Source organism: Pseudooceanicola aquaeponti, assembly GCF_050897975.1.
GTDB lineage: Bacteria > Pseudomonadota > Alphaproteobacteria > Rhodobacterales > Rhodobacteraceae > Pseudooceanicola.
The window spans coordinates 1-12,353 of record NZ_JBPAXY010000016.1 but is presented as its reverse complement, the minus strand read 5'-3'; the positions used below and the strand labels follow the sequence as shown (position 1 = coordinate 12,353).

Here is a 12,353-nt window from a genome sequence, read left to right as displayed (position 1 = left end):
GCTGGGTCTCGATGAACCCGCCCCAATGGCTGAGGCAATCCGAGCGGTAGTCGATGGCCTGCTGCTGGCCGTTGGCCTTCACCCCGAACTCCAGCATCTGGAGTTTCGAGGGCGGCATCCGGTAGGTCGCGGCGATCTGTTCGCGGTCGAACTTGCGGCTTTCCAGCAGCTGTTGATCGGCGGCCGAGAGGTCCAGGCGCTTGATGTCGTCATCCGGGCCGATGACCGGGATCCCGTTGTCGCCTTCATCGCGCAGCGCCCGGCGCAGGCGTTCCCGCTGGCGCTGGTAATTCTCCTCGTCCGCATCGAAGGCCTGGATCTTGGCATAGGCCTTCATCGACGTTCCCGAGGCAGAGCGCGCCGCCGCTTCCTGCCCTGCAAGCGCGATCCCGAAGCTTTCCGCCGCGACCGCGATCGGGCTGCGCCCGGTCCAGCCGTCCTCGGCCATGTAGCGCAGATGGACCATCGCCCGGCCCGGCGCCCGGCGGTGGATCCCGTCGCCGTCCTCGAAGTCGTAGAACCGCGCCCGACCGTTGCGCAGAACGCTGCACTGGTCGGGATGCACCCAGTCGATCATCGTCAGCTCGCCCGCCCCGTCCCGGGGGGCATAGGCATAGGCGGTGCCGCGCAGGGCAAAGGCATAGGCCATGGCGAAGCGGGTCACCATCGCGGTGACCCCGGCCGAGGCCTCGATGTTCAGCAGATAGCCCGCCGCATGGTCCCGCACCCGCACCTCGCGCCCCTGGGCGTCGCGCTGCCAGACCTGGAGCGGCAGCTTGGCCAGGTCACCGGCGATGATCGTGCAGCAGGCGGTCACCGTCGCATGGCGCTGCGCGATCACTGGGGTGACACGGGGCAGCGCCGCAACGCGGCTGCCGCCGCCGCTGAAACCGATGTCCTGAAGCCAGGGCTCGGGCTGGGCGGTGCCACTGACCGCGACGGCGTCGCGGGTCGACACCGGCGGTTCCGCCCGGGGCGCGGCCGGGATCGGCGCGGCGCGAGGGCCGCGCGTCAGTGCTGCGAAGATGCTCATATGACCTCGATCTCCCGGTGTTTCGTCTTGCCCTTGCCAGACACCGCCCGACCCACCGCCATGATCATGGCGACGGCCGCGTCGATGCGCCCGGTGCTTTTCTTCTTGTTCGGCTTCACGTTTTCTGCCGCGTCCTCGTCGCGGTGCACATTGCCGACCTGCCAGGCCAGAACCGGGTTGCCGCCGTGGCGGATCCGGTTCTGCGCCACCAGCTCCTCGACCCGCTTCATCGGGTTGGACATGCTGGCGGAGCCCTGGCGGTGCTCGACCATCGGGAAGCCGTCCTTCTCCAGCCGCTCGGCCAGGTACTTCATGCCCCAGGGGTCATAGGCGACTTCCTGGATATCCAGGTGCCGACGCAGCCAATGCAGCCGCGCCCGGATCTCTTCCTCGTCCACCGAACCGCCCTTGCAGATCTCCAGCCAGCCGGCCTGTTGCCAGCCCACATATTCCCGCTTCTCGGTCTGGGCGCGGTGGATGAAGCCCCGCGGCCCTTCCGGCAGGAAAGTATAGGCGAAGACGTGGATCAGCTCGCCCTCGGGGATCGCCACCACGATGGCGGTCGTGTCCACCTTGTTGGACAGGTCCAGCCCGACCCAGGCGCGCCGCCCCTTGAAGGCGGTGATGTCCTGCGGGGCTGCGGCCCGGCCCTGATCCCAGACGTCCCGGGCGATCCAGGTCTCGGCGCCTTCGGTCCAGAGGTTCAGGTGGAACCGCCGGAAGTTCGGCATCTTGGCCGCGATGATCTGGGCCAGCTTCGCCGCCGCCTCGATCTCGGCCCGGGGCTTCGACACGTCCAGGTTCGGGTTGCCCATGGCCCAGCTCGCCGGGTCCATCGGATCGCAGTCCACCGGCGGCTCGGCCACATAGGCAAAGAACCGGTCATCCTGCACGTCGCCGCGCAGAACGCTTTCGGCATAGTCGCGCAGCTCGCCGCAGAGCGAGGCCCGGTCATGGCCTGCCGTGGTGATCACCCAGTCGATGGGCTGGCTGCGGGCGATCATCGATTCCGTGATCGTCTCGGCCAGCTCGCGGTCGGTCCAGCGGTGCATTTCGTCCCGCGCCAAGAAGTGCGGGTTGATCCCGTCCGAGCTGTTCCCGTCGCGCGACAGGCAGGCGATCAGCCCATCCGTATGCGGGTTCTCGATCTGGGTCCGGTAGACATCCATCCCCCGGCTCAGCACCGGCGAGTGCTTGATCATCCGCTTGATGCCGCGGAACAGCAGCCCCGCCTGATCCCGCGTCGTCGCCGCGCAATAGGCCTGCGGCGCCGCCTCGCCGTCCAGCAGCTGCGAAAAGAGCATCGGCACCGCCGTGTCGGTGGTCTTGCCGTTCTTCTTGCCCACCTGGTGATAGGTGTTGCGGAACCGGCGCAACCCGTCCGCCCGCTTCCAGCCGAAGACCGAGCCCATGCGGAACACCTGCCAGGGCTGAAGCTCGAAGGCCTGACCGGCCAGCGCGCCTTCGGTGTGCCGCAGGATCTTCGCGAAGTTCAGGATCCGGTCGGCGCCCTCGGGGTCGAACCAGATCCCACGCTCCGCGCCGGTCTCCAGGTCCGACAGGTGCCGGGCACAGGCCATGTTGACCAGCTCCCCCGCCACGGTGCGCCCCTCGACCACGTCGCGGGCGTAGACCGTGACCGGGTGGTCCTCAGGATGCGCCACCGCGCATCGCCTTCTCCAGCTCCTCCAGGAAAGACCCCTGCCCGCCATTGCCGAGCCGCGCCTCGTCCACGGGCGACATGCCGTAGAGCGCCCCGATCCGCTGCATGGTGGCCAGCGCGTCCTGCCGCTGCCCCCAGGCGGCCCGCTTCTTTTCCTGAAGCCCGTTGCGGGTCTTGACCTGGTAGTAGTTGCCCATCACCGCCAGCTCGCCGCTGAAGCGGATGAAGTCGCCCACCGACACGCAATAGGCTGCGAACAAATCCTCATGGTGCGGTTCCAGGCGGTTCTTGGCGATCATCACCGGCGCCAGGTGCTCCCAGGCCTCGACCGCCTCGGGATGCGGGAACCACTCGGGCGCCGGGGGCGTCGGGCGGTAACTGTCGCCCTTCATCGGCACCACGTTGTCGAGGGCTGGCTTCTTTCCCTTCATCCTACCCTCCTTTCAAGTGGGCTTTTTTCTCCAATTAGGCGCGTGCGAAAACGACGGTAAGCCCACCGGTGAGGAGCATTTTGCCCTGATTTTCAGGGCACCCCCGGGGGTCAGCGGTGAAACACTTCCCGAGCCGTCTTCCGCGAGTGGCAGGGCTTGCAGAGCGGCTGCCAGTTCGCCCGATCCCAGAATTTCGCGCGGTCGCCCAGGTGCGGGTCGATGTGGTCAACCTCAGTGGCGGGCACCACCAGCCCCAGTTCGGCGCAATGGGCACAAACCGGATGCTTGGCGAGAAACCCTTTCGCCGCCCGCTTCCAGGCCGCCGAGCTGTAGAGCCGCCGGTTCTGCTGCGCCTGGGCGCCCTGCTGTGCAGCTGCCTTCCTGGCCGCGATCTTGTCCTGGCGGATCAGCTCATGCGCGGGGCAATGGGAAAGCCCCGCCTCGGCCAGCTCTTCGCAGCCGAAGGCGACGCAAATCTTGCGCGGCATGGTGATCCTCGATGTCGGGAAACGAAAACGCCCGGAAGCTGGTGATCAGCTCCGGGCGCAATAGGGTCGGGTGTCATATGTCCAGAGAGTGGCAGATTGGTCAAGATATTTCTTCTCAGTCAGCCAATAGCTGGGCCGCGGCATTTGCAGCGCCGAGCAAACTCTTTCTCGGCAGTCACTTGATCGAAGCGCGAATTCGAGTCTCAACTCGATCTCGAATTGGGACGGAGGGACATATGTCTGTTTTGGGAAAGCTATTTGGCAAAGGGAAACCTGACGAAACCGCGATGGACGCGATACCGGAGGGGAACTTCCGCTTCATCGCTCTGGATGTCGAGACAGCAAACTCCGACCGCTCAAGCATCTGCCAGATCGGTCTCGCCTGCATTCGACCGGATGGCACCATGGAGACATTCTGCACCTATATTGACCCGCGCGTCCGCTTCTCTGCGGCGAACATTTCGGTGCATGGGATCAAACCGGAAGACGTTATGGGGGCTCCACTCTTCGCCGATGTTCTGGTGAAGCTTCAGCCTCTCCTCGCTCGCCATCCGATCATTCAGCACAGCAGCTTTGACCGCGGCGCAATCAATGCCGCTTGCGATGTCGAAGGGCTTGAGCATCCCGCCTGGCGATGGTTCGACAGCGTCACCATCGCACGGAGAGCTTGGCCTGATCTTCGAGGAAACGGGGGGCATGGCCTGTCCAATCTGAAACAGGTGCTCGGGCTGGACTTTGTCCACCATGATGCTGGTGAGGATGCCCGCGCGGCGGCAGAGGTCGTGCTTCGTGCCGAAGAAACCCTCGGCAAGCCGTTCCCTGAAATTGTCAGCCCTCCCAAGCCAAAATCCTACCAACCGCCAGTGACGATGGAAGGCTCGGCATCCGGCCCCCTCTTCGGGGCAATCGCCGTTTTCACCGGCAGCTTGACCTGTAGCAGAGAAGAAGCTGCGGAATTGGCCGCCCGCGCTGGAATGACGGTCAAAGCCGGGGTCACCAAGAAAACCACGCATTTGATCGTCGGCGACCAGGATCTGACCCTTCTCGCCGGACACGACAAAAGCAGCAAGCACCGAAAGGCAGAAGAGCTTCAGTCCAAGGGCCAACAGATCGTGATTATCAGCGAGACCGAGTTTCGAACGATGGTCACCATCACGGAAGCGAGCTAGTCCGCATCCTCTGACCAAGGCCTCATGGATGGCAGCGCTTCGGAAACGCCGTGCGCTGTCAGCCCGCCATAGGCCCGGAACGTATCCCGCAGCTCCCTCAGCGCACCCCACCAGAGCAAATAGGTCCGCCGCGCCCGCGCCTCTTCCCGCGGGTGGTTCTGGATGGTGATCGGGCACCAGCGCGCCTCGACCTCGCGCGCCTTGCCCCGACTGCGGTATCGCACCACCCCACAACGCTCCGTCTCGGCGAAGAGGCCATGCTTCGTCTGACGCCAGGCGCGCGGCTGCACCTGCGGCGCCTCGCCCGAGCCCCAGCCGTGCAGCTGACCGGCCCGGGCCAGCTCTGCGATGGTCAGCGCCATACGGCGCCCGCCCACGCCCTCGGGCAGTTGCGCCAGGGCATCGGCCACCGCCTCGGCATCGGGGTGCGGATCGGACCGGCCGCCGCCGTCCACGCGGCAGCCCAGCCGGGCGCGCTCGATCATCACCCATTCCATGCCGAAGCCCGGCAGCTGGCCCGGCATCGCGGCGCGCAGATCGTCGAACTCGATCGAGACCTTTTCACGCTGGAAGGCCCAGTAGAGCAGTTCCAGGATCGAGACTTCCTTCAACCCGACCGGGCGCGCCGGGGTCATCCGCATCATCATCGTCATGCTGCCGCTCCTTTCGCGGCCCCGGCCCGCATTAGGGCGCGCGCCGCCGCTTCATGGGCATCGAAGGCATGAAGCCATTCACGATCCCCGGCATCCACCGGCAGGTTCAGCCCCAGCCGTTCACGCAGGCGGGCGGCCTTCGCCTGGGCGGCGCTGGCCCGATCCGCGACCAGGCGTCGTTCCTGAGGGTTCATCGGCGGGCGGTGCTTGGCCAGCCACCAGCGATATTCCTCGACCAGGCGCCCCTCGGCCAGGGCGGCGCGCCCGGCGGCGCTGCCAAACCAGCTGGCCAGCCCGGGCATTTCCTCCAGCGGGCGAGGTTGAGCGATCTGGGCCAGCGCGATGAACGCCGCATGGCTGGGCCAGAAATCGCGCGACTTGCCCTCGCCCTTGGTGCGCATCGTCTCGAAGAGCCGCCGCAGGTTCAGGTCGCTCATGTAAGCCAGATCGTCGGCCAGCCGGTCGAGCTGCCTTTGCCCCTGCTCGGCATCGACCGATCGGGGGAACCGGAAGCCGATCCCGGCCAGCGGGGCCAGCAGCACCCGCCGGACCCGGTCACGCTTCGTCTCAGTCGCTGGTGCCTCGTTCATCGCCTGGCCCTTCTCTCAGAAAATTCCCGACCGCTGACGCTCGTCCGGCGTCAGAAGATCGGCGTTTCGGATGTGATCCTGCACCCAGGGTTTCAGCTCGCGCAGCGCGTCCTGCCGTCCGTCTCGGAAGCCCCGGATCGCGCGCTCTGCCTCGGCCACGACCAGCGGATTTTTCGACCCGCCGCGCACCCCGCCCTGGTTAATTACAGGTTCTTTACAGGTTACCTCTCCAGTGGGCTGGAGACGGCTCCCCCCTGAAATTGGAGACGGGTCGCCCCTCAAATTGGAGACGGCTCCGCCTCCAGAATCTGGAGACGACGCAGCCCGTTTTCCGGCTCCAGATTTCGGAGACGGCGGCGCGCCCTTCCCGCCTCCAGATTTCGGAGACGGTTTGCCCCCGGTTCCGGCTCCAGAAGATGGAGACGGCTTGCCGCCCTCGCCCATCTCGAAGGCCAGGACATAGCGGGTCGGTTTCTGCCGCCGCGTCTTGCCGTCGCGTTCCTGGTGCCGGGCGATCAGCCCCTTGGCCTCCAGCCCGTTCAGCGCGTTGTTCAGCGTCCCGTTGGAAATGCCGCAGACGTCGATCAGATAGGCCTGCGTCGGAAAACACCCCTGCGAGGGGTTGTGACAGTCGCAGAGGAAGAACAGCACCCGGAACTCGCTGCTGCTCAGCTCTTTCGCCGGGATGCCGGAAAGCCAGTTGGTCGCCTTGTGGCTCATTTTGCCCTCCCAGGGTGCAGGGTGTCGGCCCGTGGCCGGAACCTCCGACCTCGGCTGGGTGTCGTCGTCATGCTCCTGTCCTCCAGGTCTTTCCCGGTTGGCCCGGGGTCTGTTCAGGTCCGCGCGTTGCGGGCCAGTCTCTCCAGTCGTTGCAGTTCCGCGTCCTGCGCCGCCTCGACCGAGCCGAAGCGCCGCAGAAGCGAGGTCAGATCGCGGCACGGCCCCACGCCATGCACGGCACAGGCACAGCTGCCGTGGCCGAGGCGACGGCACAGCGTGTGCACGTTCTCGGCCGAGGTCGGATCTCCCCGGCTCTCCCTGGAAAAGGGGCGCGGGGGGACCGAGGGACATGATCCCCCCGCGCCAGTCGGTCCCGCCGCACAGACCTGCGGATCGGAACGGGGAGAGCTCTTGAAACCGGTCATGTGGCCCCCTGCTGGCGGATCATGGCGCGGGCGCGCAGCAGCGCATCGACCGCCTCGGCGATCTCGCGCTCGGCGGCCTCGCAGGCATCCGCGCTGGCCATCTCGGCCGCGCGCAGGGCTGCCGCCTGGGCCTCGCCGCATTCCTTGGCGACCGTGCCGCAATGGGCATAGAGGCTGACCGCGCCCGCGGGCAGCTTGACCGGCTGAAACACCCCGCCGCCGAGGCGCGCGAAGTGCTGGGCAATCGGCACCGCCGCCTCGGGGCGCATCCGGCCAAGGCGGTGCAGGTAATTCACCCCCAGCCCGCCGGGCCGCGCCTCGCTCATCTCGGCGCCGTAAGAGATCGTCGATCCCCGCACCCCGAGCAGTTCGGCGATTTCCTCATTGGTATGGCCCGAAGCGCGATAGCTCGACTGCACCGCGTCCTGGATCGTCCCGTAGGGGTGGTTACGCATGTGAAGGGCCCCCTGCCCGTTTAGCTGGTGCCGCTCCCTTCCCCAGGTGAAGAATGCTCAACGCTGAGGGGATGAAGCAGCCGGAGAACCTGTCAAATCGTGTCATGCCGCATCACCAAAGTTCGCATTTCGCTTATCACTCGCTCTGCTGGGCCTCGGGCACTGTCGGAACAAATGCTCAGGCACCGTGACGTCCATCTCGCGGCACCAATCGCGACAGGCGAAATACCAATGCGCGGGCATCCTGTTGTTCGAGACGGCTCGGCTGATGACCTGTTGAGAGTGGCCGAGCTCACGCTCGAAGCGCGCTCGACCGACAAAGGTCACGAAGTCCAAAACTGTAACAAACTGCCTAGCCATAGGGCGACACTACTACGCAATATGCGGATCTTGTAAATACGCAAATTGCTCAGTGCGGCCACCATAGGGGTGAGTAGAATGCCGGTCATGCTTGAAGAACTTGAAGACCAGAGAGAAGCCGTCGCCGCGCGCCTTAAGCGCGTTCGAGAGGTTTTGGGCCTTGGAAAGAAAGAGTTCGCCGAGCGCGCAGGCATGACAATGCAGACCTATGGCCCCTTCGAGAAAGGGACCCGAGACCTGTCCCTACAGGGTGCAAAGAAACTTCGCAAAACCTATAGCTTGCCACTTGAGTTCCTGTACTTCGGAAAGACCGACGATCTTCCGACCAGGATCTCCAAAGATCTCTGATCGAGCCCATCGGTCAACTCCTCCCAAAGATCCAACGTTAGCCCGGACCGCTTCCGCGCAAGTTTGAGCAACTCCAAGCGCAGCGAATCGTCCATGGCCTTACGTCTCCCTTCCTCTACTCGTCTAGTTTGTTCTCATTATGTTCCGCAACACAAAGCTGATGACCGGCGGGTATAATACGCATATTGCGAAGTTTCCGTCTTGCAGTACGCATTTTGCGTAGTATGGTCCAACCCCATCAACCCGATGGAGGCACGAAATGCTTACCCCTGCACAAAGCGCGCGGATCGCGGCCGACTGGGCCGCACGGAAGGCCGCGCGTGGTCACCCTATCGCCCCCGAGCGGCAAGCCCGGCTCGCCCCGCAACACCTGACCCGCCCCGCCAGCTCGGACATCGCCGAGGTCATCGAGATCGCCGGGCGCACCCGGTTGAAGGTGCGCGAGATCATCGCGCGCGAGGGTCTCGCATGAACGCGCTCTGCACCGGCAGCCTGCCCTTCCTCGCCATCCTCGCCACAGGCTGGGCGCTGGCCACCGCCTCGCTTGCCTGGCTGGCGGGCGATCCCTTCACCCCCTCGGCACCGATCCCCCAGCAAGAGGCCCAAGAATGACCGACCAGTCCCAGACGATCCGCATGGTCCCGCTTGCGGACCTCTACCTGCACCCGCTGAACCCGCGCCAGAGCGTTCCCGATGACGACATCCGCGCCATGGCCCAGTCGCTGGCCTCGGCCGGGCTGCTGCAAAACCTCTGCGGGATCGAAGAGCAGGACCGCATCGGCATCGTCGCCGGGGGCCGTCGCCTGCGTGGCCTCAAGCTGCTGGCCGCCGAGGGCGCAGAGCTGCCGCTGATCCCGGTGCAACTTGCCCCCGACGCGACCACCGCCCGCGCCTGGGCGCTGGCCGAGAACGTCACCCATGCGGCCCTGCACCCGGCGGAAGAGATCCGCGCCTATGGCCAGCAGGCCGCCCATGGCGTCCCGGTCGAGAGCATCGCCCGCGCCTTCGCCAAGACCGAACGCCATGTGCGCCAGCGGCTGAAGCTGGCCGGGCTGCCCGCCGAGGTGCTGGATCTGCTGGCCGCCGACCGCCTTGGCCTCTCGGCCGCCGAGGCGCTCTGCCTGTCCGAGGATCCCGAGCGGCAGATCGCCCTGGCCCAGACCGCCGCCACCCGCAACCTGAGCGCCGCACAGATCCGGGCCGAGCTGACCGCCGCCGCCATCCCCGCCAGCGATCGCCGCGCGGTCTTCCTCGGCCTGGCCGACTATGAGGCCCGCGGCGGCCGGATCTCGCGCGACCTCTTCACCGAGGATGCCTTCCTGGAGGATCCCGCCCTGCTGGAAGAGCTTTGGACCGAGAAACTGATCGCCGAGACCGAACGGCTGCGCGCCGAGGAAGGCTGGGCCTGGGCCGAGCATGACCTTGACGCCTATATGCCGTGGAGCCGGACCGAAAAGCTCGACCGGATCACCCCGCCGCCCGTCGATCTGCCCGAGGGCGACGCGGCCGAGCTGGAACGCCTGCAAGCCCTGCCCTGGCAAGAGCGCAGCGAGGACGAAGACCAGCGGATCGAGGCGCTGCGGGCGCGCATGGTGGGCGATTTCACCGACGACCAGCGCGCCAGCGGAGGCATCATCACCTATGTTGACCGCAAAGGCGCGCTGATTATCGAGCGCGCCTTCGCCAGGAAGACACGCGGCCGGGCACGGGACGGCGGTGGCGACCAGGGCGGCGCGGCGGCCAAGCCCGCCCTGCCCCAGAACGCCCGCGACGATCTTCGCTGCATCGCCCATGCCGCCTTGCAGACCGCCCTGATCGACCAGACCGAGCTACTGCTCGACCTGCTGGCCTGGCAGATCGAGGCCAAGCTTCCGCCCTGGGCGGGTGCCCTTGGTGTGACGCTGGCCACCCCGTCAGTCACGCCCGAGAAGGACAGCAGCTTTCACCTGGACGCGCGCCTGCCCGAGCCCGGTGTCGATCATCGCGCCGAGAACAGCTGGGACGCCTTCGCCGCCTTCCGCGAGAAGGGCAAGAAGCACCGCAACCAGGTGCTGGCCCGCGCCCTCGCCCGCTCGGCCCACGGCGCCGCCAATTCCGGCTTTCCGGCCGCCCTGGCCGAGCATGTCGAGGCCCGCCGCCTGATCCGCAAGATCTGGACGCCTGACGCCGCGAACTACTTTGGCAGGATCCGCCCCGATGTGCAGGTGGCGATCTGGGAAGAGCTGACCGGCGCCGAGGGCGAAGAGCTGAAGCGCTTTGCCGATCTGAAGAAGGCCGACCGCGCCAAGGAACTGGAGGCGCTTTTCAGTGACGCCAGCACCCAGGAGGCCCTCGGCCTGCCGCGTGACCAGGTGAAAACGATCGACGCCTGGCTGCCCGAAGAGATGCGGGGCTTCTCCGCCCCGCTTCCGAAGGAGGTCTGACGATGGCGCGCGCGAAACCCTCAGCCGCAGCGGTGAAGAACGTCCTCGACGCAATGATCGCGCGCGGCCTCCAGCCCGGTTCGGTTCAGGTCGCCGCCGATGGCAGCTTCTCCGTCGAAACGCTAAGCACCCGCGACCGGCCCGCCCCGGTCGCGCCGGGCGAGCCCCGGAAGTTCGGACAGACACGGACCCAGAGATGAAAGTGAAGTTTCCCGGCTATGTGCCGGAAAAGATGAAATCGGGCGAATGGCGCCATCGGGTCCGCGTCGAGGGCAATCCCAGGAAGAGGATCCGGATTCCAGTCGGCCCCGACGAGGCCGCCTTCACCGAACACTACTACGCCGCCCGCGCGGGTCAGACGGTCGAGGAAAAGCCGCTCAAACCCGTGGTCCGCCATTCCCTGGACGAACTGGCCCGCGACTATCTGATCTGGCTGGAGGCCCAGGTACAGGCCGGGAATGCCTCCCCCATGACGCTGAAGCAGCGTCGCAGCCTTTTCGGCAAGGTCTGCGAGATGAAAGACCCCGAGGGCGAGCGCATGGGCGACCTGCATCACGACCTTCCCCCGACCGGGATCCATCACATCATCGACCAATGGGGCGAGGCCACGGCGCAGGCAGACAACTCGCGCAAGGCCCTCAGCGCTGCCTACAAATGGGCGATCACCCGTGGCCGCGCGACGCGCAACCCCTGCACGGGCATCGCCAGGGTCCATCGCAGCCGGGGTGGCGCCGTCCCCTGGAGCAGCAGCGACGTGCGCGCCTTCCTCGATGCCCACCCCGAAGGCACCACCGCCCGCCGCTGGCTGCTGCTGGCCATGTTCACCGCCTGCCGGATCTCCGACGCGCGCACCCTGGGCCGACAGCATGAGGTCACCCGCGACGGGGTGGTCTTCCTCGACTGGCAACCGCAGAAGAAGGGCTCCGCCTTCGTCTCCGTCCCGATTGCGCCCCAGCTTCTGGCGGAGCTGCGCGCGACCGAGACCGAAGGCCCGACCTACATCCTCAGCGAGCATGGCCGCCCCTACCGCTCGACCGCCGCCCTGCACCAGAGGATACGCCGTTGGGTCGATGTGGCGGGGCTGGAGAACCGCAGCCAGCACGGGTTGCGCAAGGCCATGGGCGAGATCCTGGCCGAGGCCGGAGCCACCCAGCACCAGATCATGGCGGTGATGGCCCACACCCAGCCCGCCACTTCAGCCATATACACCCACCGGGCGGACCGGCGCCGGATGGCCTCGGCCGCGATGGAGGCGATCAAGGGATTTGCGTTGTGAGCTTCTATAGCCCCTGCCAGCCCATAGCCTTCATAGGTGCAAGGTGAAGCGAATGACCGCACCCAGCCGTTCCGCGGTAGTCGTCCCAAACGCAGCATGACGCCAGGCACCGACACTAGGGGCCGGGAGCTGCCATTCGCTGTATCCTTGAGGAACGGCGTCGCTGCGCAGGGAGAGCAAGTCACCATCACCAGCGCCCTAGGTCGTGTTGACAAAACGGATTCACATCAGGCTTTGAGCATGATTCAAGCTGGCATCTGCGATGGAGACCAGCTTGGCACGAGACCTTATGTCGGACGAGGAATGGACGTTCTTTGAG

16 protein-coding genes are annotated in these 12,353 nt (G+C 66.3%); 7 read left to right on the top strand and 9 right to left on the bottom strand.

Going from position 1 to position 12,353, the window contains the following annotated elements; translation table 11 throughout:
- From ACRARE_RS22505 to ACRARE_RS22490, 4 genes are all read right to left on the bottom strand, one after another.
- Positions 1 to 1,033 (bottom strand): phage portal protein (locus ACRARE_RS22505; RefSeq protein ID WP_432658561.1); only part of this gene is annotated, 1,033 nt, incomplete at its 3' end.
- Positions 1,030 to 2,697 (bottom strand): terminase large subunit, encoded by a 1,668-nt coding sequence (locus tag ACRARE_RS22500; RefSeq protein WP_432658560.1) that lies wholly within the window; start codon positions 2,695 to 2,697, stop codon positions 1,030 to 1,032. The genes ACRARE_RS22505 and ACRARE_RS22500, both read right to left, overlap by 4 nt.
- A complete protein-coding gene (locus ACRARE_RS22495) occupies positions 2,684 to 3,127 on the bottom strand; it encodes a P27 family phage terminase small subunit (protein ID WP_432656775.1) in 444 nt (147 codons plus the stop codon). The genes ACRARE_RS22500 and ACRARE_RS22495 overlap by 14 nt, the downstream gene beginning before the upstream one ends.
- A gap of 110 nt (positions 3,128 to 3,237) precedes the next feature.
- Entirely contained in the window at positions 3,238 to 3,615 is a 378-nt protein-coding gene (locus ACRARE_RS22490; RefSeq protein WP_432658559.1) for an HNH endonuclease signature motif containing protein, read from the bottom strand.
- Positions 3,616 to 3,851: 236 nt separating this feature from the next.
- Between ACRARE_RS22490 and ACRARE_RS22485 the strand changes: the two genes are divergently transcribed.
- Positions 3,852 to 4,784 carry an exonuclease domain-containing protein gene (locus tag ACRARE_RS22485; RefSeq protein ID WP_432658558.1) on the top strand — a complete coding sequence of 311 codons (933 nt, stop codon included), beginning with the start codon at positions 3,852 to 3,854 and terminating at the stop codon, positions 4,782 to 4,784.
- Here ACRARE_RS22485 and ACRARE_RS22480 read toward each other — a convergent pair.
- The 5 genes from ACRARE_RS22480 to ACRARE_RS22460 all read right to left on the bottom strand — a co-directional run bounded on the left by ACRARE_RS22480 (position 4,781) and on the right by ACRARE_RS22460 (position 7,627).
- The gene (locus ACRARE_RS22480; protein ID WP_432658557.1) at positions 4,781 to 5,437 is read right to left on the bottom strand and encodes a hypothetical protein; all 657 of its coding nucleotides are present in this window, start codon (positions 5,435 to 5,437) and stop codon (positions 4,781 to 4,783) included. The genes ACRARE_RS22485 and ACRARE_RS22480 overlap by 4 nt on opposite strands.
- On the bottom strand, positions 5,434 to 6,027 hold the full coding sequence (locus tag ACRARE_RS22475; protein WP_432658556.1) for a hypothetical protein: 594 nt from the start codon (positions 6,025 to 6,027) through the stop codon (positions 5,434 to 5,436). Before ACRARE_RS22475 ends, ACRARE_RS22480 begins: the two co-directional genes overlap by 4 nt.
- Before the next feature lie 15 nt (positions 6,028 to 6,042).
- Positions 6,043 to 6,747 (bottom strand): helix-turn-helix domain-containing protein, encoded by a 705-nt coding sequence (locus ACRARE_RS22470; RefSeq protein ID WP_432658555.1) that lies wholly within the window; start codon positions 6,745 to 6,747, stop codon positions 6,043 to 6,045.
- Between the two features lie 113 nt (positions 6,748 to 6,860).
- Complete coding sequence (locus tag ACRARE_RS22465) at positions 6,861 to 7,031, bottom strand: hypothetical protein (RefSeq protein WP_432658554.1); 171 nt, start codon at positions 7,029 to 7,031, stop codon at positions 6,861 to 6,863.
- Positions 7,032 to 7,168: 137 nt separating this feature from the next.
- On the bottom strand, positions 7,169 to 7,627 hold the full coding sequence (locus tag ACRARE_RS22460) for a hypothetical protein (RefSeq protein ID WP_432658553.1): 459 nt from the start codon (positions 7,625 to 7,627) through the stop codon (positions 7,169 to 7,171).
- Positions 7,628 to 8,065: 438 nt separating this feature from the next.
- On the opposite strand from ACRARE_RS22460, the gene ACRARE_RS22455 reads away from it, so the two are divergent.
- The 6 genes from ACRARE_RS22455 (at position 8,066) to ACRARE_RS22430 (ending at position 12,034) form a co-directional block, all read left to right on the top strand.
- Positions 8,066 to 8,335: a helix-turn-helix transcriptional regulator gene (locus tag ACRARE_RS22455; protein WP_432658552.1), complete on the top strand. Its 270-nt coding sequence runs from the start codon at positions 8,066 to 8,068 to the stop codon at positions 8,333 to 8,335.
- Positions 8,336 to 8,594: 259 nt separating this feature from the next.
- Positions 8,595 to 8,807: a hypothetical protein gene (locus ACRARE_RS22450; protein WP_432658551.1), complete on the top strand. Its 213-nt coding sequence runs from the start codon at positions 8,595 to 8,597 to the stop codon at positions 8,805 to 8,807.
- Positions 8,804 to 8,947, top strand: a complete 144-nt coding sequence (locus ACRARE_RS22445) for a hypothetical protein (RefSeq protein WP_432658550.1) — start codon at positions 8,804 to 8,806, stop codon at positions 8,945 to 8,947. The genes ACRARE_RS22450 and ACRARE_RS22445 overlap by 4 nt, the downstream gene beginning before the upstream one ends.
- Positions 8,944 to 10,758, top strand: coding sequence for a ParB/RepB/Spo0J family partition protein (locus tag ACRARE_RS22440; RefSeq protein ID WP_432658549.1), 1,815 nt, complete (start codon positions 8,944 to 8,946; stop codon positions 10,756 to 10,758). The genes ACRARE_RS22445 and ACRARE_RS22440 overlap by 4 nt, the downstream gene beginning before the upstream one ends.
- Positions 10,759 to 10,760: 2 nt before the next feature.
- Positions 10,761 to 10,958: a hypothetical protein gene (locus tag ACRARE_RS22435; RefSeq protein WP_432658548.1), complete on the top strand. Its 198-nt coding sequence runs from the start codon at positions 10,761 to 10,763 to the stop codon at positions 10,956 to 10,958.
- Positions 10,955 to 12,034 (top strand): tyrosine-type recombinase/integrase, encoded by a 1,080-nt coding sequence (locus ACRARE_RS22430; RefSeq protein WP_432658547.1) that lies wholly within the window; start codon positions 10,955 to 10,957, stop codon positions 12,032 to 12,034. The genes ACRARE_RS22435 and ACRARE_RS22430 overlap by 4 nt, the downstream gene beginning before the upstream one ends.
- Positions 12,035 to 12,353 lie beyond the last annotated feature (319 nt).

Excerpts from the sequence above, each read along its gene's own strand:
- ACRARE_RS22480 (WP_432658557.1), bottom strand. The coding sequence starts at position 5,437 with ATGACGATGATGATGCGGATGACCCCGGCGCGCCCGGTCGGGTTGAAG.
- ACRARE_RS22445 (WP_432658550.1), top strand. The coding sequence starts at position 8,804 with ATGAACGCGCTCTGCACCGGCAGCCTGCCCTTCCTCGCCATCCTCGCC.
- ACRARE_RS22460 (WP_432658553.1), bottom strand. The coding sequence starts at position 7,627 with ATGCGTAACCACCCCTACGGGACGATCCAGGACGCGGTGCAGTCGAGC.
- ACRARE_RS22490 (WP_432658559.1), bottom strand. The coding sequence starts at position 3,615 with ATGCCGCGCAAGATTTGCGTCGCCTTCGGCTGCGAAGAGCTGGCCGAG.
- ACRARE_RS22495 (WP_432656775.1), bottom strand. The coding sequence starts at position 3,127 with ATGAAGGGAAAGAAGCCAGCCCTCGACAACGTGGTGCCGATGAAGGGC.
- ACRARE_RS22470 (WP_432658555.1), bottom strand. The coding sequence starts at position 6,747 with ATGAGCCACAAGGCGACCAACTGGCTTTCCGGCATCCCGGCGAAAGAG.
- ACRARE_RS22440 (WP_432658549.1), top strand. The coding sequence starts at position 8,944 with ATGACCGACCAGTCCCAGACGATCCGCATGGTCCCGCTTGCGGACCTC.
- ACRARE_RS22455 (WP_432658552.1), top strand. The coding sequence starts at position 8,066 with ATGCCGGTCATGCTTGAAGAACTTGAAGACCAGAGAGAAGCCGTCGCC.
- ACRARE_RS22475 (WP_432658556.1), bottom strand. The coding sequence starts at position 6,027 with ATGAACGAGGCACCAGCGACTGAGACGAAGCGTGACCGGGTCCGGCGG.
- ACRARE_RS22435 (WP_432658548.1), top strand. The coding sequence starts at position 10,761 with ATGGCGCGCGCGAAACCCTCAGCCGCAGCGGTGAAGAACGTCCTCGAC.
- ACRARE_RS22450 (WP_432658551.1), top strand. The coding sequence starts at position 8,595 with ATGCTTACCCCTGCACAAAGCGCGCGGATCGCGGCCGACTGGGCCGCA.
- ACRARE_RS22485 (WP_432658558.1), top strand. The coding sequence starts at position 3,852 with ATGTCTGTTTTGGGAAAGCTATTTGGCAAAGGGAAACCTGACGAAACC.
- ACRARE_RS22430 (WP_432658547.1), top strand. The coding sequence starts at position 10,955 with ATGAAAGTGAAGTTTCCCGGCTATGTGCCGGAAAAGATGAAATCGGGC.